Consider the following 21,202-nt stretch of genomic DNA (forward strand, 5'->3'; position numbering starts at 1 on the left):
GCTCACCGCCCACCGTCGAAATTCGCGGTAGCGCCGCGTAACCGTTCCAGATACCGGGTGTTGACGGTGTCCAGACCCAGGAGCACCACGAAATCGGCCACCGCGAAATCCGGGTCGTGCGCGGGTTCCCCGCAGATTTCCGCACCCAGGCGCAGGTACCCGTTCAGCAGCGGCGGCAGCTTGGGCCGGGCGGGGGCGGGCAGATCGTCGAGCGGCACACCATCGACCACCACGGGACGATAGGGCCGGACTCGCCGGTCCGGTGCGCAGGCGTGCTTACCCAGTAGGAAATCGCGTACGCCGCGGACATTGACTCCGGCCGGTTCGCCGGGAGTACTGCGCATCGGTACCGAGGCACAGCCCATCACCCGGTCGTAACCGGCGAGTTGGATGTAGTGCAGAATTCCCGCCCACATGAGAGTGAGCACCGACCCGTTGCGGTGCTCGGGGACCACGCACGCCCGGCCCATCTCCACGATCCGCATACCCACGGGATCGAGGGGGGTGAGATCGAATTCGGTGGCCGTGTAGTACCCGCCCGCGGCGGATACCCGGTCCGGTGCCAGCATCCGGTAGCAGCCGACGAAATCGCCGGAGAGTTCGTCGCGGACCAGCAGGTGATCGCAGTGTTCGTCGAAATCGTCCGCGTCCGCACCCGTGCCGTCGTCGGGGATCCGGAAGCCTGGTTCGTTGGCGAAAACGTGGTAGCGCAACCGCTGGGCCGCGCGCCGATGGTCGGTATCGGAGGAGACGAGCAATGTGTAACGGGACCGGTGATCCTCGCCGCCGGCCGGGCGAGCCGGAGCCGTCAGCACGGACGTAGTAGCCATAGAGCTAAGGAGGCCACCCGTACACTGCGCCGGAGCGTCCGTGACGTGTCGCCGGTATGCCGGTTCGGTTAACGAGACGTAGGTCATACCGGTTGTTCACTCCGGGGTTCCCACCCGTTGGCCCGGACGGCGATTCCGGCCCTGGAGTCGGGCCGGAATCGTTATCGAATTCGCGCGATCGTCCGGACGGTGCGCCGAGGACAGGCGGATTCGTCCCGCCCACCGGAGGCTACGCGACGAAACGCTCGGGTTCCCTGACCCGGTCGCGCCGCTCCTGATCCACTTCCTGGAATCCGGGACGGCCGGTCCCGATGAACGCCACCAGCCACGACAGGACCGCGGCGAACCGGTTCCGGAAGCCCACCAGATAGAACAGGTGCACCGCCAGCCACATGAGCCAGGCGATGAACCCGCGGAAGGTGATGCGCTCGTTCAGTTTCGTGACCGCGCTGAACCGGCTGATCACGGCCATACTGCCCTTGTCCCAGTACACGAACGGGGTACCGGGGTGTTTGGCGCGGCTGATGATATCGGCGGCGTGGCGACCCTCCTGCATGGCGACCGGCGACTGCCCCGGGTAGCCGTTGAGCGAGGTCATATCGCCGACAGCGTAGATATCGGCGTAGCCGCCGACGGTGAGGTCGGGGTTGATCAACAGCCGGCCGGCGCGATCGGTTTCGCAACCGGTGGCCTCGGCCAGCAATTTCGCGAACCCACCGGCCTGCACACCGGCCGACCAGACGATGGTCTCGGCCTCGATCCGCCGCTGCTGTCCGTCTTTGTCCTTGACGGTGACCTGCCCGTCTTCGATATCGGTGACGAACGTGTTCAGCAGTACCTCGACACCGCTGCGGGTGAGCGATTTCTTCGCGTATTCCGAGAGCCCGCCGCCGAACGGCGGCAACACCGCGCCCGCGCCCTCGACCAGGGTCACCGTGACTTCCTGGTGGAAGTGACGCTCGGCCAGTTCTTTCAGCTGTCCCGCGACTTCGACACCGGTCGCGCCGGCGCCGACCACCACGAACGACAGCAGCCGCCGGCGGGTTTCCTCGTCGGCCCCCGAGGCTTCGCGGAAGACCCGTTCGATCTGCGCCCGGAGCAGCTTGGCGTCGTCGATGGTTTTCAGTGAATAAGTCTTCTCGGCGAAATCGTCCCGGCCGAAATACGACTGGCTCGCCCCGGTCGCCGCGATCAGCGAACCGTAGCGGATCCGCCGGGTGCCCTCGGGGGTTTCGTAGGTCAGGATCGCGGCGTCGGGTTCGATCGCTGTCACCTGCCCGAGCCGGACGTCCGCTTCCTCGTGACGTCGCAGGATATTCGCGATCGGGGGTGCGATCTCCTCGGACGCCAACACCCCGGTGGCGACCTGGTACAGCAGCGGCTGGAACAGGTGTTCCGGCGTGCTCGAAACAAGGACATAGTCGACACCCGCCTTGGCCAACTGCTTGGCCGCGGCGAGACCGCCGAACCCCGAACCGATGATCACGACATCCGCGTATTCCACTCCGGCGCCGATCTCACTGACGTTGTGCATGACATCCTCCTTCACTCATGAGGAACCGTCATCGGGAAGGAAGATATTTCAAGGTTCAGGGCGCATAATTGAGATGACTCTTATCTGGTCTGGTCATGAATGGAGGCGGGGATGGAACTTCGCCAGCTCACGTACTTCGTCGCGGTGTGCGAGGAGCTCAGTTTCAGCCGGGCGGCGGCCCGATGCTTCATCTCACAATCGGCGATCAGTCATCAGATCGCCCGGCTCGAGCACGACCTCGGCGTCCAGCTCTTCGAACGCTCCACTCGATCGGTCGTCCCCACCGACGCGAGCACAAGGTTACTACCGCTAGCAAAGCAAATGCTAGGTCTGGAATCGGCCATTCGAGCTTCCATTCGCACCACCGGTCCCCGGATCCGGCTCACCGCGAATATGTCCTTCGCTACCCGATCGCTGTCGGCCATCGCCGGCGCCCGCGAGGCACACCCGGGTGCGGAGATCGAATTCGTGATCAAACCCTTCCGGCAACGAGTCGCGGCGGTGTCCGACGGCGATTGCGATCTCGCCCTGATCCGCGGCAGCGTGCAGCAGGCGGGCCTGATCGTGGAACAACTATGGGTGGAAGACCTCACCCTCGCCACCGCCCCCGCGCATCCCCTCGCCGGCCGCACCGACGTCACCCTCCCCGAACTGAGCGCCTATCCGCTGCTACTGCCCCCGGAGTCCGAACAGGTCCTCATCCACAACGTGATCCGCGCGGCCTTCGCCGATCTCCCCACCGGTCCCACCTACGGGCCCCCCATCCCTCCCGATCACACGGCCACCATGGAACTGATCAACCACCCCGACGCGTGGACGGTGCTGTACGCCAACAGTTCGACGGAGGGTATCGCCACCCTCACCCTCGCCGACCACCGGCTCCGCATCCCGGTTTCCGCCGTCCTGCGCGCCGATACCCGGCGCACCCCGATCCTCACCACCCTCTTGGACGGACTGCGCGAGAACTAGTGCCCGGCGCCCCGGGACGGCGAGGGATACTCACCGGATCGGCTCAGCCGCAGCAGAACGGATCGTCACACGGTTGCCCCACCTCACTGCCGTAGACCACCAGATGCGCTATCGGCGCGAGCACGGCCGCCGCGATCGCGGGAGCCAGCATCGGCGCCGAGCCCACCCTCGGCCTCCCCCAGGCAGCCGGTATTTCCTCGAGGTCGTAGCGAACGGCACCATCCACGAACAAGGTCCACATGCAGTGATCGGGGAAGGAGTTCATCCGTAACACCCACCAGGCCCCCTCCATCTCGGCGGCCAGCGGGAACCGGGGGTTTGCGGTCTGCTTCCACTCCGGTACGAGCTGTGCTTCGCGAGATGACATATCCCCAGTATCTTCCGTTCACGCACCGGGTTGCGCGGTCACCGCGATCCGGGCGCCGGAGACAATCATCACGTGACCGATGCACCGATCGACGGATCCGCGGCCGGCGGAACGCCCTACCTCGCCCTCCTCGTCTACGAGATAGGGAAACCGGGTGGTCTGGGTGTGTACTACCGCGAGGATTTCGTCCTGATCCGGGCAGCAGATCCGGAGCAGGCGAGGGTCTCCGCCGAGGAACACGCCGCCCGGGAAGTGGCGCAGTTCCCGGACGGCAGCTACGTCGAGCTCCATGCCGTGATCGACGTGAACGAGGCACTGGAACCCCTGGATTCCGGCCCCACAGTCGACCTGTACTCCCGGCACTTCGCCCGAATCGAAGATTACGAGTCGTTCGAGATGTTCCGCGGGGGAAAAGATCCCTTCGAATAGCCGGAAGTTCGAGCTACTCGGCTTCGGATGACCGCGGGGTTCAAGTGGGAGTGCCGAAGGATTCCAGGATGGTGTTCATCCGGTCCCGTGCCGCCACCGCCATACCCGGATGGGTGGTTTCGTACAACTTCCCGGCCTCGACGGCGGCGATGATGATCTCGGCCGCACGCTCGGCGGGCAGCGTTTCCCGCGCCATCTCGGTGATGGCCTCCATCATCGGCGCGAGCTTCGCCCTGATCTCCGGCGGGAACACCTCCGATTCCGGCTTCGCCGCGTCGAACCGGGCCGCGGCGTCGACCAAACCACTCAGCATCCGGGTATCCACCGGACCCGGGCATATCACTGTGACCCCCACGCCCGGCGCGGTCAGATCCAGTTCGGTACGCAGTGATTCGGAAATCGAGATGATCGCACTCTTACTCGCCCCGTAGGGCGCGTTGAACGGACCGGCGGTCAAACCGGCCAGGGACGCGGTGTTCACGATATGGCCGCGGCCGGCGGAGACGAGATGCGGAGTGAAGACGTGGATGCCGTTGACCACACCGCCGACGTTCACCGCCCAGACACGATTCCAGTCCGCGGGCGCGATACCCCACACCGGTCCGCCGGCGCCCATTCCCGCGTTGTTGAAAACCAGGTCGACCCGGCCGAATTCGGCCAGGGTCCGGTCGGCCAGCGCCCGCATCTGATCGAGATCGGCCACATCGGTGGGCACGGCGATCGCCAGGTCGCCGAGTTCGGCCGCAGTCGCCGCCAGAGTGTCCGCGTCGATATCGGCCAGCGCCACCCGCAGGCCGCGCTCGATCAGTGCCGCCGCGAGGGCCTTACCGATACCGTTCGCGGCACCGGTGATCACGGCGACCTGCCCGGCTTCCGGTTTCATGAATCCTCCCTTTCTCCTCACCCACCCGGCGGCAGGCGACAATCCCATCTTCCCGGCGCCGATCCGCCGGCCGCATCGGTCTCCGGGCCGATTTCCACTCCGCACCGGGCGTGGTTCGGTTACGTGTCGACCCGGTCCACGGCCGCGCCGTACACCTGCGGTGAGGTATCGCATTGCGCGACGAATTCCGCGGGGAACCCCGGGTCGAACGGAGCCGCGGCCTCGAGCGAGGCAATCGCCTCGGCGGGCAACACCACTGCTGCCGCGGCGAGATTCGCCCGGAGTTGTTCGGTACTGCTCACGCCGATGATCGGCAGGACGGCCCGCGACCGATGCCGGGTCCACGCGATCGCGACCTGCGCCGGTGTGATCCCGAGCTCGCCGGCCACCTCGGCGACCGCGGTCGCGGCCGCGCGTTCGGCGGCATCGAACGCCGTCGGGTCCGCGCGCCGGCCCGCGGCCCCGGCGAGCCTGCCCTGGGCCATCGGCGCCCAAACCGTCACACTGATCCCGAATGCCTCGGCCATCGGCAACAGTTCCCGCTCGATATCGCGCTGCAGCAGGTTGTAGGGCACCTGTAGACCGGAGAACGGTGTCCAACCCCGATGCTGCGCCAGCGTATTGGCCTGGGCCACCACCCAGGCCGGCGCATCCGATATACCGATGTGCAACACCTTCCCCGCCCGGACCGCATCGTCGAGGGCCCGCATCGTCTCCTCCACGGGAGTGTGGCGGTCCCAGACGTGCACCCAGTACACATCGATGTAGTCGGTGCGCAGGCGCCGCAGGCTCCGCTCCAGTGAGCCGATCAGGTTCTTACGCTGGTTACCCGCGGCATTCGGATCGGCCGGGTCGCGGGTCAGCGTGTATTTGGTGCCGATCACGAACCGGTCCCGGTCGGCGAGCACCTCCCCCAGCATTTCCTCACTCGCCCCGTACGCCGAAGCGGTATCGAGGAAGTTTCCGCCCGCCGCCGCGAAAACCTCCAGGATCCGCCGGTACTCGTCCTTGTCACCGATAGCCATGGTGCCCAGTACGAATTCCGACACCCGTAACCCGGTCCGTCCGAAAAGCCGGTATCGCATCACGCTGCCAGTCTGACAGCATCCGCCGAAGGGGTCAGATCACACCGAGTGCGAGCATCGCGTCCGCGACCTGGATGAAACCGGCGATATTCGCGCCGGTGACATAGTCACCGGGTGATCCGTATTCGTCGGCGGTTTCGAGGCAGCGGTCGTGCACGCTGCGCATGATCTCGGCGAGCCGTTCCTCGGTGTGCTCGAATGTCCACGAGTCACGCGAGGCGTTCTGCTGCATTTCCAGCGCGCTGGTCGCCACACCCCCCGCATTGGCCGCCTTACCCGGCGCGAAGAGGACACCGGCCTCGGCGAACGACCGCACGGCTCCGGGCGTGCACGGCATATTCGCACCTTCGGCGACTATCCTGCACCCGTTCCCGGCCAAGGTGCCGGCAGCGGCGGCATCGAGTTCGTTCTGGGTGGCGCAGGGCAGCGCGATATCGCAGGGCACATCCCAGACCGACCCCGTCTCGATGAAACGGGCGGAACCCCCGCGTTCGTCGGCGTAACAGGAAACCCGGGCGCGGCGCCGTTCCTTGATGTCCTTGAGCAGCTGGAGGTCGATACCTTTCTCGTCGACGATATAGCCGCCGGAATCGGAGCAGGCGATAACCGCGCCGCCGAGCTGTTCGACCTTCTCGATCGCGTAGATCGCGACGTTTCCGGATCCGGAAACGACGACCTTCTTGCCTTCGAAACTGTCACCGCGAACCCGCAGCATTTCGTCGACGAAGTACACGGCCCCGTACCCGGTGGCTTCGGTCCGGACCCGCGACCCGCCCCAGGCGAGGCCCTTCCCGGTGAGCACACCGGATTCGAAGCGATTGGTGATGCGTTTGTACTGGCCGAACAGGTAGCCGATCTCGCGGCCGCCGACACCTATGTCACCGGCCGGCACATCGGTGTATTCGCCGATATGCCGATAGAGCTCGGTCATGAACGCCTGGCAGAAGCGCATCACCTCGCCCTCGGACCGGCCCTTGGGGTCGAAATCGGAGCCGCCCTTGCCACCACCGATGGGCATACCGGTCAGCGAGTTCTTGAACGTTTGCTCGAAACCCAGGAATTTGACGATGCCGAGGTACACGCTGGGGTGGAAACGCAGCCCGCCCTTGTACGGCCCGAGCGCGGAGTTGAACTCCACCCGGAATCCCCGGTTGATCTGTACGCGGCCGGCGTCGTCGACCCACGGCACCCGGAAGATGATCTGCCGTTCCGGTTCGCACAGCCGGCGCAGCACCGCGGCGTCGGCATAGGCCGGATGTTTGTCCACCACCGGTCCCAGGCTGTCCATGACCTCGCGTACGGCCTGATGGAACTCGATTTCGCCGGGATTGCGCTGTAAGACCTCCGTGTAGATGTCTTGCAGCTTCTCGTGTAGCTGGGGCATAGCTCGACCCTATCCCCTGCGGGGTCCACCCGGTCCGCTACACACTCGATCACCGACTCTGTTCGGTGGAGTATGAGATCGTTGAGCATGCCATGGAAGCTCGGGGAGGAGGCCGCGTATGCAGGCACCCATTTCCCGGGCCGTCACCGCGGCCGCGCGTAAAGCGGCGGCGCGGTCGTCGATACTCCTCAGCTCCGCGTCGAGGGGGACCGCGAACACCTACCGCCGCTTCTCCTCGGGGGCGGTCGCGGGGGCGAATCGGCTGAACGCGGCGAGCCGCAGAGCCGACGGCCTGTTGAGGCGGTCCGTGGTGGTGGGCGGGCTGGGAGGCCTGGCACTGGTACAGATCCAGAACAGCAACTCCGGCCCGGATATCGAATCCGGTCTCGATTCGACCGTGCTGGAATATACCGAGATGTCCCCTTTCCTCCGCGAACATCTCCATAGATTGCAGGCCACGGGATGGCGGATCGGATACGGCGACAGCCGATACGTCGGGGAGACCATAGGCGGCACCACCAAGAAGATCATCATCGACAACGACCTGAAAGACGATCCGTTGTGGTCCACCGCGGTGCTGGCTCACGAGGTGGGCCACGCGTATCCGGGCGCCTTCGAGAAGGTCACCGATCCGCCGATACCGGGTGAGAAGTACGGCCCGTGGCTCGAACGGAATATGCGTACGGCTTATCTCGCCGAAGCCGAGAGCGGGCTGGTCACCGCCAAGGTCCGGCGGGAAATCCTGGACCGGGGCGGGCCCGATATCGGGAATATCAGCGATGAAACCATCGACATCTACGAGCTGGAGCTCGCCGGCGAGCTCTCGCACGACAAGGCTCGGGACCGGCTGGCGGATGTGCTGAGCAGGGATCCCTACGCGCATTACCGGTCCGAATACAAAGCGCATTGGGACGAGAACTATGCCGATTCCCACGGGCCGTCGGTGGTGGAGAACGGAAACACGGGAGTTCCGAACCTCCCCGACGGGTCTGTGATGGGCCCGGAAGCGGGCGTCCGAGAGGAGAAGCCGAAAGAGCTTCCACCGGATTCGACGGGCAGCGACGGCTACGAACCCGCCGGCCCCGACGCCGATAAGCCTCCGGACCCACCGAATTGACTGTGCCCGTACCCGCTCCGGCAGGCGACCCGGCCGAGCGTCGGGTGCGGGCCGGCCCGGGCTCGTAGGCGAGCGTGCCCGGCCGGTCGGCCGGGCACGCTCCTGAGCTTTTCGCGGCGAGACCGCGGGAGCTCAGCCCTTGTGCTTCTTGACCTCTTCGGTCAGCTGCGGGGCGACATTGAACAGGTCGCCGACGATGCCGTAGTCGGCGATCTCGAAGATCGGCGCCTCTTCGTCCTTGTTGACCGCGACGATGGTCTTCGAGGTCTGCATACCGGCCCGGTGCTGGATGGCGCCCGAGATACCGAGGGCCACGTACAGCTGCGGGGATACGGTCTTACCGGTCTGGCCGACCTGGAACTGGCCCGGGTAGTAACCCGAGTCGACCGCGGCGCGGGAAGCACCCACGGCCGCGCCGAGCGAATCGGCCAGCGCCTCCACCACGGAGAAGTTGTCGGCCGAGCCGACACCGCGGCCACCGGAGACGACGATGCTCGCCTCGGTGAGTTCCGGACGGTCACCGCCCACGATCGGCTCGCGCGAGGTGATCTTGACGACGCCCTCTTCCTGCGCGGGCACCTCGACGGTCACCTTCTCACCGGCACCGGCCTGCGGGGCCGCCTCGACGGCGCCCGGCCGGACCGAGATCACCGGCACATCACCGGTGGCCTGGGCATCGACGGTGAAGGCGCCACCGAAGATGGAGTGCACCGCGGAGCCGTCGGAGTTGATCGCGACCACATCGGTCAGCAGGCCGGAACCGATGCGCGCGGCCAGCCGGCCGGACACCTCTTTGCCCTCGGCGCTGGCGGCGGTGAGGATCGCGGCCGGAGCGGCCTGCTCCGAAAGCGCGGCCAGCACATCGACCTTGGGGGTGACGAGGAAGCTTTCCGCGTCGTCGGACTCGGCGACGTAGATCTTCTCGGCACCGGCCGCGGTCAGCGAATCGGCCAGTTTGTCGGCGGTGCCGGGAGCGGCGACCACGACGGCGGCGGGCTCGCCCAGCGCGCGGGCGGCGGTGATCAGTTCGGTGGTGACCTTCTTCGGGGCACCCTCGGCGTGCTCGACCAGCACGAGTACTTCAGCCATGTCTCTTCTCTCCTGAAAAAGTCCGTGTGCGGCGGGCCCGGATCAGATGATCTTCTGGCCGACCAGGTACTGGGCGATCTTGGTGCCGCCGTCGCCCTCGTCGGCGATCTTCTCGCCCGCCGTGCGCGGCGGCTTCGGGGTCGCCGCGGTGACCTTGGAGCCCGCGTTCTCGACACCGACGGTATCCGCTTCCACGCCCAGGTCGGCGAGGGTGAGGGTCTGCACTTCCTTCTTCTTGGCGGCCATGATGCCCTTGAAGGACGGGAAGCGCGGCTCGTTGATCTTCTCGTTCACGCTGACGATGGCGGGCAGGGTGGCCTCCAGCTTGAACACGCCCTCGTCGGTCTCCCGTTCGCCGGTGATCTTGTCGCCGTCGACGGTGAGCTTGCGCAGGTGGGTCAGCTGCGGCAGGCCCAGGTACTCGGCGATGATCGCGGGCACCGCGCCCACACGGCCGTCGGTCGCCTCGTTACCGGCGATGACCAGCTCCACGCCCTCGACCTGGCCGAGCGCCGCGGCCAGTACGTACGCGGTCTGCACCGCGTCCGAGCCGTGGATGGCCGGATCGTTGATGTGGATGGCCTTGTCGGCGCCCATGGACAGCGCTTTGCGGATGGCTTCGGTGGCGCGATCCGGGCCGGCGGCCAGTACGGTGACCTCACCGCCCTGCGCCTCCTTGATCAGGAGGGCTTCCTCGACGGCGCGCTCGTTGATCTCGTCGAGCACCGCGTCGGCGGCTTCACGGTCGAGGGTGAAGTCACCATCGGTCAGCTTGCGCTCGGACCAGGTATCGGGCACCTGCTTGATGAGTACGACGATATTCGGCATCGGTCTTCGTCGACCTCCTGTTCTGGTTACCTGTATTGGCGGTCGCACGATCTCCAGCGGCCGTACGTCCCGATGAGTAGCTCAGGCCGAGACATTACCCTACGTTAAGTTACCCGTGGGTAACTTACCAGCCGGACCGCCCGGAGGGGCCACCGGCCGTCCCCTGTACCGCGCCGTACCAGTAACCTCGTCGCAATGAGCGAGGCTGTGATTCCCGCCGCACCGGCCATCGAAGACACACCGGAGCCGCTGCCACTGACGGGCGAGCGGACGGTGCCGGGCATCGCGGAGGAGAACTACTGGTTCCGCCGGCACGAGATCGTCTACGACCGGCTGCTGCCCCGCTGCTCGGGCAAAACGGTCCTCGAGGCGGGCTCGGGCGAGGGATACGGCGCCGATATGATCGCCGGCGTCGCGGCGGCAGTGGTCGGATTGGACTACGACCGCGGCGCGGCGGCACACGTCCGCGCACGCTATCCGCGAGTGCGGATGATCCGCGGCAACCTCGTCGCGCTGCCGCTTCCCGGTGAGGCGGTGGACACCGTGGTGAATTTCCAAGTGATCGAACACCTCTGGGATCAGGCCGAATTCCTCCGGGAGTGTCTGCGCGTCCTGCGCCCCGGCGGTGAACTGCTCATCAGCACCCCGAACCGGATCACCTTCTCGCCCGGCCGCGATACACCGCTGAACCCCTTCCACACCCGCGAATTGAACGCGGCCGAACTGACCGAACTCCTCGAAGAAGCCGGTTTCCGAGTGGATCTCATGACCGGCGTGCACCATGGTCCCGGACTACGGGCACTGGACGCCGCACACGGCGGTTCGTTCATCGACGCGCAGATCGAGCGCGCTCTGGCCGGTGAGCCGTGGCCACCCGAACTCACCGCCGATGTCGCCGCGGTCACCGTCGACGATTTCGCCCTGACAACCGAAGACATCGATACCAGCCTCGATCTCGTGGCCATCGCGGTGAAACCTTGAGCGGCAAGAAAATCGGCGCCGCGGTACCCGGTCAGTTCACCCTCGTCCTGCACTCGCATCTGCCCTGGCTCGCCCATCACGGCCGCTGGCCCGTCGGAGAGGAATGGCTCTACCAGTCCTGGGCCGCCTCCTACCTGCCCGTGGTCGAGGTGCTGCGCACCCTGGCGGCCGAGGGACGGACACATCTGCTGACCCTCGGGATAACCCCGGTCCTCGCGGCGCAACTCGACGATCCGCACTGTCTGGCCGGAATGCATCACTGGCTGGGTAACTGGCAGTTGCGGGCGGACGAGGCGGCGATGGCCGGAAATCGCACGCTGGGACGGCACGAACACCGGCTCGCCGCGGCGGCTCTGGCCGAGTTCGAGCAGAACTGGCGGCACGGCGCCGCGCCGGTATGGCGGGAACTGCTCGACGCCGAGGCCATCGAACTGCTCGGCGGCCCGCTGGCCCATCCGTTCCAGCCGCTACTGGACGAGCGGCTGCGGGACTTCCAGTTACGCGAGGGCCTGGTCGACGCCCGGCTGCGCTGGGGGCACACCCCGGCGGGGATCTGGGCACCCGAATGCGGGTTCACCCCCGGTATGGAAAACGGCTACGCCGACGCCGGTGTGACGCATTTCATGGTCGACGGGCCGGCGCTGCGCGGTGATACGAGCCTGGGCCGCCCGGTCCGTGACTCCGCGGTGCTGGCGTTCGGGCGCGATCTCACGGTCAGCTATCGGGTGTGGTCGCCGAAATCCGGGTATCCGGGTCACGGCGCCTACCGGGATTTCCACCACTACGACCACGCGACCGGGCTCAAACCCGCCCGGGTCACCGGTAAGACGGTGGCCGGGCCGGACAAGGCACCCTACGACCCCGACCTCGCCGCGGCCCAGGTCGGCCGGGACGTCGACGATTTCGTGGCCACGGTCCGGGAGCGGCTCATCACCGAATCCGAACGGATCGGGCGCCCCGCGCTGGTGGTCGCGGCCTTCGACACCGAACTGTACGGCCACTGGTGGCACGAGGGGCCGCAATGGCTGGCCCAGGTGCTGCGGGCGCTACCGGAAGCCGGGATCACCGTCGGCACCCTGGCCGACGCGCGCGACCGGGGTTTCGTCGGCGACCCCGTACCACTGTCCGATTCCTCCTGGGGCTCGGGTAAGGACTGGCGGGTCTGGGCCGGAGATCCAGTTCGTGACCTGGTAGAACTGAACGACGATATCGTCCGCCTCGCCCTGGACACGGCCGCCAAGATGCGTGCCACCGCACCGGTGGGCCGGGATCCGGTGGCCGACCAATTGGTACGCGAGGCCATCCTGACGGTATCCAGCGACTGGGCGTTCATGGTCAGCAAGGATTCCGCGGCCGGCTACGCCCGCGACCGCGCCCACCAGCACGCGCACGCGGTCCGGGAGATCGCGGGTGCCGTCGGAGCCGGTCAGCTCGGCAGGGCGCGGGAGCTGGCAGCAGGCTGGGCGGGGGCCGACCGGGTGTTTCCCGCCCTGGACGCGCGTAGGCTACGCGTCACCGCAGCAGAAGGACCGCGATGAAGATCTTGATGGTGTCGTGGGAGTACCCCCCGGTGGTGGTCGGAGGACTGGGCAGGCATGTCCACCACCTGGCTACCTCGCTCGCCGCCGCCGGTCACGAGGTGGTGGTGCTGTCCCGGCGCCCCACCGGTACGAACCCGGCCACCCATCCCACCCATTCGTTCGTCGCCGAGGGTGTCCTCGTGGTGGCGGTGGCCGAAGACCCCCCGGTGTTCGATTTCGGCGAGGATATGCTCGCCTGGACCCTGGCCATGGGGCATGCGATGGTCCGCGCCGGTATCGCACTCGACAAACCCGGTATCGGCGAGGGCTGGACCCCCGATGTGGTGCATGCCCACGACTGGCTGGTGGCTCATCCGGCGATCGCGCTGGCCGAGTACTACGACGTCCCCCTGGTATCGACCATCCACGCCACCGAGGCCGGCCGGCACAGCGGCTGGGTCGCGGGCCGGGTGAACCGGCAGGTGCATTCGGTGGAATGGTGGCTGGCCAACGAATCGGACGCGTTGATCACCTGCTCGGCTTCCATGCAGGACGAAGTGGAACGCCTCTACCGGCCCGAACGGGTACCGGTACAGGTCATCCGCAACGGAATCGATGTGGGCGCCTGGACGTTCCGCACCCGGTCACCGCGCAGTGGTCCACCCCGGCTGCTGTATGTGGGCCGGCTCGAGTACGAGAAGGGTGTCCAGGACGCCATCGCGGCACTGCCCCGGATCCGGCGCACCCACCCCGGCACCACCCTCACCATCGCCGGGGTCGGCACCCAGTTCGAATTCCTGCGGGAACGGGCACGGACGCACCGGGTGGCCCGCGCGGTGCATTTCGCGGGTCAGCTGGACCATGCGGAACTGCTGGGCTGGTTGCACGGCGCGGACGCCATCGTGCTGCCGAGCCGCTACGAACCGTTCGGCATCGTCGCGCTGGAGGCGGCAGCGGCCGGGACCCCGCTGGTCACCTCGACGGCGGGCGGGCTCGGTGAGGCGGTAATCGACGGGGTCACCGGGGCATCGTTCGAACCCGGCGATGTGCACGGCCTCGTGGAAGCGGTGACCTCGGTCCTCGACGACCCCGCCGCCGCTCAGGACCGGGCCTTCGCCGCCCGCGAACGGCTCACCGCCGATTTCGCCTGGGATGTGGTGGCCGCGGAAACCGCCGGGGTGTATTCGGCGGCCAAACGCCGCGTCCGCAATCCGCTCGGCCGGCCGGTGATCGTGGAACGGCCGCTGCCGGAACGGGACCCGAAGTAGAACCGGCCGCTGCCGGAACCGCACCGGGAAACACTCACTCGTTTTCGCGGAACGCGAAGATCTCGCCGATCCGGGTGGCGACCACGACCTCCCCTTCGGCACCGACCGCGGTGCCGGTGGTGGTGCCCTGCGCGCCCGGCAGGACATCGGAATCGAGGGTCACCCCGGTTTCGGTGTCGAAGGTGATGAGATTCAGTCCGGCGCCGATCGCCGCGGTGACGTACCCCGTTCCGCCGGCGGTCTGCACCGGGCGGCCGCGCAGGGCGAGATCCTTACGCTCCCAGACCCTTTCATAGCTGTCACCGGTATCCCGCAGTGCCAGCAGATAGCCGTCGTCACCGGCCGGGATGACGAGCCCCTCATCGGAGACCGAGATCCCGCGGCGCGGCTCCCAGTCCAGTTGTGCCTCCCACTTCGGTTTACCGTCGGCGGTGTCCACGGCGACCAGTCGTTTGCTGTTGTCACCGATGTACAGGGTGGTGCCATCGGCCGAGAGGGCCGGATCGGTGGCGGTACCACCGACGAGGATTTCGCTGCTCCACTCCCGCTCGACCTTCCCGTCGGCATAGCGCAGCGCCACCAGGGCAGCCGCGGCGGCGCCGGGTTCCCGTACGGTCGCGTAGATACGCCCCGCATCGATATCCATCGCCGCGACCGTGGCGACGGCACACTCCGGCCCACCGGTACGGCAATCCTCGAGACCCGCGCCGGCCGGCGGCCACTCCTGGTTGGGGTGCTGCAGGAAATCGGGCCGGGGAAGCAACTGCTGCGTGGGCACCATCCGTTTACCGGTCTGCCGCTCCAGTACGTCCACCTGGCCCGATTGGGTGATCACCAGCAGATGCCCGTCGCCGGTGAACTGCATCCCGATGGGCACCCCCGCCACCGGCGTGCGCCAGCGGGGCTGGCCCAGGAAATTGTTCGATTCCACCCCGCTGTCGAGCCCCACGTACACATTGTTCGCTCCGTCGAGCAAGGTCGGCGAATACACCGAGTTCGGGCTCAGCGGATTGCAGAATCGTTTACGACCCGTGGGCATCTGGTAGGCGAAGAGATCGCAGTTCGCGTCGGTGCGGGTCGTGACGAAGATCTGTCCTTCCGACCCCACCGTCACCGGCTGGGCGATCGGGCCCCCCACCGGACGCGACCACTGCAGGCTCAACGCCCGCGAGCCGGTGACCGGTGTGGTGGCACTGTTGCGGGCCTCGTGGCCGGGGGCCGGCCATCCGAGGCCGCGTCCGACGGTGATGTCGTCCACATCGGTCCCGCACGCCGTGAGCACCGCCACCGCCGCTACCGCCGCCGCGAGCCAGGACACGGGCCGTACGCCGCTGCCGATACGCACCTGCTGGTCTCCTCTGTCGTCCTGTCTCCCCGGCCCCCACGCGTGTGAGAGATTAACGGAAGGGTATAGGTCGGGCCCGTGGACCTCGAAAGTAGGCTGTCCGACGTAGTGGCCACGGGATACGAGGAGAGATGTTCGTGACGAGCATGTGGGGCGCACCGTTGCGCTCACGATGGCGGGGTTCCCGCCGGCGGGATCCGCGGCAGGCCCGTTTCCTGACCCTCGCCTCGCTGCGCTGGGTGCTGGCCAACCGCGCCTACACCCCCTGGTACCTGGTGCGCTACTACCGGCTGTTCAAGTTCCGGCTCGCCAACCCGCACGTGATCCTGCGCGGCATGGTGTTCCTGGGCCGCCGGGTGGAAGTGCACGCCACTCCTGATCTGGGCCGCCTGGAGATCGGACGCTGGGTACACATCGGCGACGGTAACGCCATCCGCTGCCACGAGGGTTCGCTGCGTATCGGCGACAAGGTGGTCTTCGGCAAGGACAACGTGGTCAACACCTACCTCGATATCGAGATCGGTGAATCCACGCTGGTGGCGGATTGGTGCTACATCACCGACTTCGATCACCGTATGGACGACGTCACCATGCCGATCAAGGACCAGGGCATCGTCAAGAGTCCGGTCCGGATCGGCCCGGACACCTGGATCGCCGCCAAGGTCACGGTACTGCGCGCGACACGGGTCGGGCGCGGCTGTGTCCTGGGGGCGCACGCGGTGGTCAAGGGTGATATCCCGGATTACAGCATCGCGGTCGGCGCCCCGGCCCGGGTGGTGAAGAACCGGAAGGCGACCTGGGAGGCCGGGGCCGCCGAACGCGCCGCCCGCGAGGCGGCGCTGGCCGATATCGAGCGGAAGAAGAACGGGGCCGCCCAGCAGGTGTGAATGCCTATGCGCGCACCGTCTCCATCTTCTTCACGACCCGCTGCACCGTGAGCCAGGTGCGGGTGGTGATATCCCGGCCGTAGCGGCGCTCCAGCCAGGCCATGATGTCCGGCGTCTTCGGGTCGGTGTTGTCGGTGACCATCAGCAAGGCGCGGGCCCCGGCGTCGTAGCCGATGATCCGGACCGCCGGGCCGGGGTCGGCCGGGATCTCCAGCGGGTCCTCGGCCGGGTTCTTGAAGAACGTGGCCGTGAGGTAGGTTTCGCGGCCGTGGGTGTACCCGGCGAACGGGTCGCGGTCGAGCAGTGCGCGTAATTCGGCGTGCTCCCGGATGATCGTCCCGCCCGGGATACCGAGTTCGGTGTTCAGGGCCTGCTGGACGCGGTCCTCGAGCCCGGTGCTCTCCGCATTCTCGGCACCGAAGACGATATTGCCGCTGGCCAGCACCGAAGCCACCGGATCGAAACCGAGCCCGGTGAACACCCCCCGCAGCTTCTCGTTGCTCATATTCGGATGGCTCGGCATGATCCCCCGCAGCAGCGCGGCATACATCGTCATGCCCCGCACGGTAACGCAGGCAACCGACGATCCGGCCACCACGCCGCCCGGCTTCCGTCGGCCCCGCCCCCGGACAGCGAACACCAGTGCGGCGGTTCAGTTCTCCGGAGCGGTGACGGGCCGGTGCGCGGTGCAGAGGAAAACGACAGGGGTGCGGCCGATTCGAGTGATCACGAGCGTAAAAGGCTCCGAGCCGGCGGGTTTGAGACGACGACGCAGGGCGTCGGGATCGATATCCACCCCGCGCGCCAATATCTCCAGCGGACCACAATCCCGGCGGCGCAGTTCCGCTCGCAGCGTCTTCTCCCGCAAGTCGAGGCGGTCGAGGACTCGGAAACCGCGCACACCGGCCGGCACGCGGTCACCGGTGAGGTAGGCGATCCGCGGATCCAGCTGCCACAACCCGTAGCGCGCGGCATAGTGCCGGACGAGCCCGGCCCGGACCACGGCGCCGTCCGGGTCCACGATCCACTCGCCGGGCCCGCGTTCCGGGATCTCGTCGGGGTCGGCGTCGGTGAAGGTGAGCGGTTCACCCTCGGCCGCCAGCACCGTGGCCCGCCGGGTGACTCCGGGCCCCGCCAGGCCCGGCGACCACAGACAGGCCTCACGGACCGCCCCGTCCAGCGATACGACCTCGACCTCACCGGCCCAGCCGAGGCGGTCGAAATCCACCCCGGGCGCGCATTTCACGACGAGATCGCGATCCGCGTAGGTATCGAGCAGAGCCGGCAGCGGCGGCTGCAATTTCGCCGGATCATGGGTGCGCCGCCCGTCGGCCCGGCGGGCGGGGTCGGCGACGATCACCGTGCCGGTACTACACGGCGCCAGCGCGTCCGCGCGGGCCAGCAGCACAGTGGTGAGCGGCTCCGGGACGGAAGAAGCCGGCCGGCCGATATCCGCCGTGGGGGCGGCGGCCGTATGCGCCAGATTGTGCCGCGCCATGAGCAGCCGGGAGGCGTCGAGATCGGAGCCGAGCACCCGGGGGCACACCCGGGCGAGCTCGGCCAGTTCCGCACCGATCGAGCAGGTCACATCGTGGACATCCCGACCCGCCAACCGCTGCGCCCGATGCCGGGCCACCAGGGCCGGGGTGGCCTGCTGGAGCGCGTCGTCGGTGAACAGCCACTGCCCCGCCGCGGGCAGTTTTGTCACCGCGCGGCGGCGCAGGCGCACAGTTTCGATCAGCGCCGCCGCCCGGTCGCCGTACCTCCGGCGCAGCGTCGCCACATCACGCACCTGCGACGCGGGGGTGAGCTCCAGCCGCGCGGCCTCGGCCAGCGCGGCCGTCCCGGCCGCCGACCCCAGGTAGGCGATCTCGGCCGGACCGAAACGGTAGCCCACTACCGGCCGGTGGCAGCCGGCTTCACCCCGGTGATCATGGCGTTGTAGAAGAACCGCCGCGGCACCACCCGGCGCATCACGTTCTCGTCCACCCAGCTCAGCCCGAGCCACGCCCGGTACATCGCCATCCGATAGCCCCAGGTGAGCTTCTCATCGGGTACCGCGGCCTCGAAGGTCCGTACCGGCCAGCCCCACAGTGCGGCGGCGAACTCCTCGGTGTGCGCGGCGACCTCCACCGCACCCGCGGAACGAGCCATCTCCTCGAGCCGCCCCGGGTCGAAGGTGTGCAGATCGACCACGGCCTCCAGCGCGGCGGCCCGCGAGGATTCGTCCAGTTCCTCCTGGGGGCGGCGCCAATCCCGCAGGAACGGGAGCTTGGTGATGGCGGTGGTGGCCTTCCAGGTGATGTTGCCCAGGTTGCGGGCATAGAAATTGCCGATGGTGGTGGGTTCACCGGCGAAGACGAAACGACCACCCGGCTTCAGCACCCGCAGACACTCCCGCAGCGACTGCTCCACATCGGGAATATGGTGCAGGACCGCGTGACCCACGACCAGATCGAAGGTGTTGTCGTCGTACGGGATCGTTTCCGCGTCGGCGACCCGGCCGTCCACGTCCAGGCCCAGGTTCTCGGCATTGCGCAGCGCGACCTTCACCATGCCGGGCGACAGATCGGTCACCGAACCGGTCTTCGCGACACCGGACTGCATGAGGTTCAGCAGGAAGAAACCGGTCCCGCAACCCAGCTCCAGCGCCCGCTCGTACGGCAGGTCCACGGTGCCGACCGCGGCGTCGAACCGGCCGCGGGCGTAGTCGATACAGCGTTCGTCATAGGAGATCGACCATTTGTCGTCGTAGGTCTCGGCTTCCCAGTCGTGATAGAGCACCTGGGCGAGCTTGGTGTCCTCGAATGCTGCTTCGACTTCCGCGGCGGTCGCGTGTGGATGGGGTGCGGGGTCGTCGGGGCGTACCGTCATGGTCGGAGAGCCTAGCCTTTATCTTCCGGCCGCCCGATACCGCCGGGTAGGTTCGGGCGACCCCGATGCTCTCAGCGACCGGTGAACTCGGCCGCGCCCGGGCCGTCCCGCAGAGAGGAACGGGTTCCGGCCCGCTGATCCGCGGTGGTGAACAACTGCGCCCACTCGGTACGGGCGCGGTCGTGACCGTGCGTGCCCGCCTCGAACACCGCCTTGGCGGCCGCCAGCGCACGCGCCGGGCCGTCGGCGAACTGCCGCGCCCAGGCGAGCGCCGCCTCGAGGACATCATCGGGCGCCACCACCTGATCCACCAAGCCGATCCCCGCCGCCTCCTCCGCTTCGACGAAGCGGCCGGTGAAGACGAGATCCTTGGCGGCACCGGGGCCCACCAGCAGCGACAGCCGCCGGATTCCGGCAAGCGGGATGAGCCCGGCCCGGATCTGGGGCAGCCCCAATTTCACGTTGTCCCCGATGATCCGCCGATCGGCGCCCAGTGCGAGCTCGAGACCGGCACCCAGCGCGTAACCGCTGATCGCGGCGACCGTGGGTTGCGGGATCCGGGCCAGACAGCCCAGCGCGCGCTGCAGATCCGCCGCCCTGGCAGCTGCCTGCTCGGCGGGTAGTTCCGCGAGCTCGGCGAGATCGTCGCCCCCGCAGAAAACCCGCTCGTCACCGTAGACGACCAGCGCCGCTATGGCGGGGTCCGTGCCGCAGGCGGCGGCGGTTTCCGCGATCTCCCGGATCAGCTGTGTGTTCAGCAGGTTCATCGGGGGCCGTGCGATACGGAGCACGGCCACACCGCGCTCGGGTCCGTCCGGCCGGCCGGACCCGAGCCGGGACAGGGATACGAATTCCGCCATGGGCGGTTACGCTACCGGGCGCCCGCAGCGCCGCCCGCGGCCCCGGAGCCGCCCAGCAGCGACGGATCCGTATCGCGTACCCCCTTCGACCCCATCAGCCGCGACGGATCCGGCAGATCGGCGAAATAACGCGCATTGTCCGGGAACCGCAGCAATTTCCGCCCCTCGACCGCACCGAACTCCGGCTGGATCGGTTCGATCGGGGGTTCCGCGGCCAGGATCTCGGCGGTGTTCGCGTACCCGCCGAGCGAAGTCAGCTGCGACCAGGTCGGCGGCAGCAGCACATGCTCCCCCGCTTTCCAGGTGGCCAGCGCCGCGGCGGGTGTGGACCACTGCACATGATCGGTTTCCGAGGTGGCGCCATCGGCGAGCTGCCCGGTGGGCAGCACCGCCACGAAGAAGTGGGTGTCGTAGCGGCGGCGTTCCACGGTCGGCGTGATCCAGCGCGACCACGGCCGCAGCAGATCGGCCCGCAGCACCAGATCTTCCCGCGCCAGGAATTCGGCCAGGGTCAGCTCGCGGCGCTCGATCCGCTCCCGCTGCTCCCGATACCCGGTGGTGTCGGCGACGACGGTGTCGGGGGTGGGGCCGGCCAACAGCACACCGCACTCTTCGAACGTCTCCCGTACCGCGGCACAGACCAGAGCCTTCGCCCGCCCCTCGGACACTCTGTACCGCTGTCCCCACCACGACGGCGCCGGACCGGCCCACTCGATCTCGACCTCGGCGTCCACGGGATCCACCCGCCCACCCGGAAACGCGGTCATCCCGGCCGCGAACTCCATCGCCCCGGCCCGCCGCTGCAGGAACACCTCGGGGCCGTCGGCTCCGTCCCGCACCAACATCACGGTCGAGGCGTCCTTGGCTTCCGGCACCTCGTCGACGGAATCCGGCACAGTCGTCTCACTCACCCCTGGCACACTAGCCGTGCCGACGGAGCGTCGGCACGTGG

General features: G+C 67.8%; 21 protein-coding genes. 7 read left to right on the top strand and 14 right to left on the bottom strand.

Annotated features, from left to right (window positions below; genetic code table 11):
* Positions 1-2: 2 nt before the first annotated feature.
* Positions 3-830, bottom strand: coding sequence for a GNAT family N-acetyltransferase (locus tag ACYR7D_RS27445; RefSeq protein WP_459547393.1), 828 nt, complete (start codon positions 828-830; stop codon positions 3-5).
* Between the two features lie 229 nt (positions 831-1,059).
* Positions 1,060-2,364: an NAD(P)/FAD-dependent oxidoreductase gene (locus ACYR7D_RS27450; RefSeq protein ID WP_459547394.1), complete on the bottom strand. Its 1,305-nt coding sequence runs from the start codon at positions 2,362-2,364 to the stop codon at positions 1,060-1,062.
* A 111-nt stretch (positions 2,365-2,475) separates the two neighbouring features.
* Between ACYR7D_RS27450 and ACYR7D_RS27455 the strand changes: the two genes are divergently transcribed.
* Entirely contained in the window at positions 2,476-3,333 is an 858-nt protein-coding gene (locus ACYR7D_RS27455; RefSeq protein WP_459547395.1) for a LysR family transcriptional regulator, read from the top strand.
* Positions 3,334-3,376: 43 nt separating this feature from the next.
* Here ACYR7D_RS27455 and ACYR7D_RS27460 read toward each other — a convergent pair whose 3' ends face one another.
* A complete protein-coding gene (locus tag ACYR7D_RS27460) occupies positions 3,377-3,700 on the bottom strand; it encodes a hypothetical protein (protein WP_459547396.1) in 324 nt (107 codons plus the stop codon).
* Positions 3,701-3,772: 72 nt separating this feature from the next.
* Here ACYR7D_RS27460 and ACYR7D_RS27465 point away from each other — a divergent pair, with 72 nt between their 5' ends.
* Positions 3,773-4,129, top strand: coding sequence for a DUF4288 domain-containing protein (locus ACYR7D_RS27465; RefSeq protein ID WP_459547397.1), 357 nt, complete (start codon positions 3,773-3,775; stop codon positions 4,127-4,129).
* Positions 4,130-4,169: 40 nt separating this feature from the next.
* Here the strand turns inward: ACYR7D_RS27465 and ACYR7D_RS27470 are convergent, their stop codons facing one another.
* The 3 genes from ACYR7D_RS27470 to gdhA form a co-directional block, all read right to left on the bottom strand.
* Entirely contained in the window at positions 4,170-5,012 is an 843-nt protein-coding gene (locus ACYR7D_RS27470; RefSeq protein ID WP_459547398.1) for an SDR family oxidoreductase, read from the bottom strand.
* 119 nt (positions 5,013-5,131) lie between these two features.
* Positions 5,132-6,097: an aldo/keto reductase gene (locus ACYR7D_RS27475; RefSeq protein WP_459550314.1), complete on the bottom strand. Its 966-nt coding sequence runs from the start codon at positions 6,095-6,097 to the stop codon at positions 5,132-5,134.
* A gap of 34 nt (positions 6,098-6,131) precedes the next feature.
* Positions 6,132-7,481 carry an NADP-specific glutamate dehydrogenase gene (gdhA, locus tag ACYR7D_RS27480; protein ID WP_459547399.1) on the bottom strand — a complete coding sequence of 450 codons (1,350 nt, stop codon included), beginning with the start codon at positions 7,479-7,481 and terminating at the stop codon, positions 6,132-6,134.
* A 118-nt stretch (positions 7,482-7,599) separates the two neighbouring features.
* On the opposite strand from gdhA, the gene ACYR7D_RS27485 reads away from it, so the two are divergent.
* Positions 7,600-8,598, top strand: coding sequence for a hypothetical protein (locus tag ACYR7D_RS27485; protein ID WP_459547400.1), 999 nt, complete (start codon positions 7,600-7,602; stop codon positions 8,596-8,598).
* Positions 8,599-8,730: 132 nt separating this feature from the next.
* On the opposite strand, the gene ACYR7D_RS27490 is transcribed toward ACYR7D_RS27485, so the two are convergent.
* Both ACYR7D_RS27490 and ACYR7D_RS27495 read right to left on the bottom strand, forming a co-directional pair.
* Positions 8,731-9,687, bottom strand: coding sequence for an electron transfer flavoprotein subunit alpha/FixB family protein (locus ACYR7D_RS27490; protein ID WP_459547401.1), 957 nt, complete (start codon positions 9,685-9,687; stop codon positions 8,731-8,733).
* 42 nt (positions 9,688-9,729) lie between these two features.
* Positions 9,730-10,515: an electron transfer flavoprotein subunit beta/FixA family protein gene (locus ACYR7D_RS27495; RefSeq protein WP_459547402.1), complete on the bottom strand. Its 786-nt coding sequence runs from the start codon at positions 10,513-10,515 to the stop codon at positions 9,730-9,732.
* Positions 10,516-10,710: 195 nt separating this feature from the next.
* Here ACYR7D_RS27495 and ACYR7D_RS27500 point away from each other — a divergent pair, with 195 nt between their 5' ends.
* From ACYR7D_RS27500 to ACYR7D_RS27510, 3 genes are read left to right on the top strand one after another with little or no spacing between them, the layout of a single operon-like run.
* Complete coding sequence (locus ACYR7D_RS27500; RefSeq protein ID WP_459547403.1) at positions 10,711-11,496, top strand: class I SAM-dependent methyltransferase; 786 nt, start codon at positions 10,711-10,713, stop codon at positions 11,494-11,496.
* Between the two features lie 11 nt (positions 11,497-11,507).
* The gene (locus ACYR7D_RS27505; protein ID WP_459550315.1) at positions 11,508-13,034 is read left to right on the top strand and encodes a 1,4-alpha-glucan branching protein domain-containing protein; all 1,527 of its coding nucleotides are present in this window, start codon (positions 11,508-11,510) and stop codon (positions 13,032-13,034) included.
* Positions 13,031-14,284 carry a glycosyltransferase family 4 protein gene (locus tag ACYR7D_RS27510; protein WP_459547404.1) on the top strand — a complete coding sequence of 418 codons (1,254 nt, stop codon included), beginning with the start codon at positions 13,031-13,033 and terminating at the stop codon, positions 14,282-14,284. Before ACYR7D_RS27505 ends, ACYR7D_RS27510 begins: the two co-directional genes overlap by 4 nt.
* A 34-nt stretch (positions 14,285-14,318) precedes the next feature.
* Here ACYR7D_RS27510 and ACYR7D_RS27515 read toward each other — a convergent pair whose 3' ends face one another.
* Positions 14,319-15,629 carry an outer membrane protein assembly factor BamB family protein gene (locus tag ACYR7D_RS27515; RefSeq protein ID WP_459547405.1) on the bottom strand — a complete coding sequence of 437 codons (1,311 nt, stop codon included), beginning with the start codon at positions 15,627-15,629 and terminating at the stop codon, positions 14,319-14,321.
* 137 nt (positions 15,630-15,766) lie between these two features.
* Between ACYR7D_RS27515 and ACYR7D_RS27520 the strand changes: the two genes are divergently transcribed.
* Positions 15,767-16,516 carry an acyltransferase gene (locus ACYR7D_RS27520; protein WP_459547406.1) on the top strand — a complete coding sequence of 250 codons (750 nt, stop codon included), beginning with the start codon at positions 15,767-15,769 and terminating at the stop codon, positions 16,514-16,516.
* 4 nt (positions 16,517-16,520) lie between these two features.
* Here the strand turns inward: ACYR7D_RS27520 and ACYR7D_RS27525 are convergent, their stop codons facing one another.
* From ACYR7D_RS27525 to ACYR7D_RS27545, 5 genes are all read right to left on the bottom strand, one after another.
* Complete coding sequence (locus tag ACYR7D_RS27525; protein ID WP_459547407.1) at positions 16,521-17,072, bottom strand: DUF1697 domain-containing protein; 552 nt, start codon at positions 17,070-17,072, stop codon at positions 16,521-16,523.
* A 96-nt stretch (positions 17,073-17,168) separates the two neighbouring features.
* Entirely contained in the window at positions 17,169-18,413 is a 1,245-nt protein-coding gene (locus ACYR7D_RS27530) for a THUMP-like domain-containing protein (RefSeq protein ID WP_459547408.1), read from the bottom strand.
* Positions 18,413-19,390 carry a class I SAM-dependent methyltransferase gene (locus ACYR7D_RS27535; protein ID WP_459547409.1) on the bottom strand — a complete coding sequence of 326 codons (978 nt, stop codon included), beginning with the start codon at positions 19,388-19,390 and terminating at the stop codon, positions 18,413-18,415. The genes ACYR7D_RS27530 and ACYR7D_RS27535 overlap by 1 nt, the downstream gene beginning before the upstream one ends.
* Before the next feature lie 71 nt (positions 19,391-19,461).
* Entirely contained in the window at positions 19,462-20,250 is a 789-nt protein-coding gene (locus ACYR7D_RS27540) for an enoyl-CoA hydratase-related protein (protein WP_459547410.1), read from the bottom strand.
* An 11-nt stretch (positions 20,251-20,261) separates the two neighbouring features.
* Entirely contained in the window at positions 20,262-21,170 is a 909-nt protein-coding gene (locus ACYR7D_RS27545; RefSeq protein WP_459547411.1) for an NUDIX hydrolase, read from the bottom strand.
* Positions 21,171-21,202: the final 32 nt, after the last annotated feature.

The sequence above is a fragment of the Nocardia sp. X0981 genome, from assembly GCF_977089955.1.

What these genes read in the sequence shown, in the direction of transcription:
- ACYR7D_RS27445 (WP_459547393.1), bottom strand. Translation starts at nt 830, where the DNA reads ATGGCTACTACGTCCGTGCTGACGGCTCCGGCTCGCCCGGCCGGCGGC.
- ACYR7D_RS27450 (WP_459547394.1), bottom strand. Translation starts at nt 2,364, where the DNA reads ATGCACAACGTCAGTGAGATCGGCGCCGGAGTGGAATACGCGGATGTC.
- ACYR7D_RS27455 (WP_459547395.1), top strand. Translation starts at nt 2,476, where the DNA reads ATGGAACTTCGCCAGCTCACGTACTTCGTCGCGGTGTGCGAGGAGCTC.
- ACYR7D_RS27460 (WP_459547396.1), bottom strand. Translation starts at nt 3,700, where the DNA reads ATGTCATCTCGCGAAGCACAGCTCGTACCGGAGTGGAAGCAGACCGCA.
- ACYR7D_RS27470 (WP_459547398.1), bottom strand. Translation starts at nt 5,012, where the DNA reads ATGAAACCGGAAGCCGGGCAGGTCGCCGTGATCACCGGTGCCGCGAAC.
- ACYR7D_RS27475 (WP_459550314.1), bottom strand. Translation starts at nt 6,097, where the DNA reads ATGCGATACCGGCTTTTCGGACGGACCGGGTTACGGGTGTCGGAATTC.
- gdhA (WP_459547399.1), bottom strand. Translation starts at nt 7,481, where the DNA reads ATGCCCCAGCTACACGAGAAGCTGCAAGACATCTACACGGAGGTCTTA.
- ACYR7D_RS27485 (WP_459547400.1), top strand. Translation starts at nt 7,600, where the DNA reads ATGCAGGCACCCATTTCCCGGGCCGTCACCGCGGCCGCGCGTAAAGCG.
- ACYR7D_RS27490 (WP_459547401.1), bottom strand. Translation starts at nt 9,687, where the DNA reads ATGGCTGAAGTACTCGTGCTGGTCGAGCACGCCGAGGGTGCCCCGAAG.
- ACYR7D_RS27495 (WP_459547402.1), bottom strand. Translation starts at nt 10,515, where the DNA reads ATGCCGAATATCGTCGTACTCATCAAGCAGGTGCCCGATACCTGGTCC.
- ACYR7D_RS27500 (WP_459547403.1), top strand. Translation starts at nt 10,711, where the DNA reads ATGAGCGAGGCTGTGATTCCCGCCGCACCGGCCATCGAAGACACACCG.
- ACYR7D_RS27510 (WP_459547404.1), top strand. Translation starts at nt 13,031, where the DNA reads ATGAAGATCTTGATGGTGTCGTGGGAGTACCCCCCGGTGGTGGTCGGA.
- ACYR7D_RS27525 (WP_459547407.1), bottom strand. Translation starts at nt 17,072, where the DNA reads ATGACGATGTATGCCGCGCTGCTGCGGGGGATCATGCCGAGCCATCCG.
- ACYR7D_RS27535 (WP_459547409.1), bottom strand. Translation starts at nt 19,390, where the DNA reads ATGACGGTACGCCCCGACGACCCCGCACCCCATCCACACGCGACCGCC.
- ACYR7D_RS27540 (WP_459547410.1), bottom strand. Translation starts at nt 20,250, where the DNA reads ATGGCGGAATTCGTATCCCTGTCCCGGCTCGGGTCCGGCCGGCCGGAC.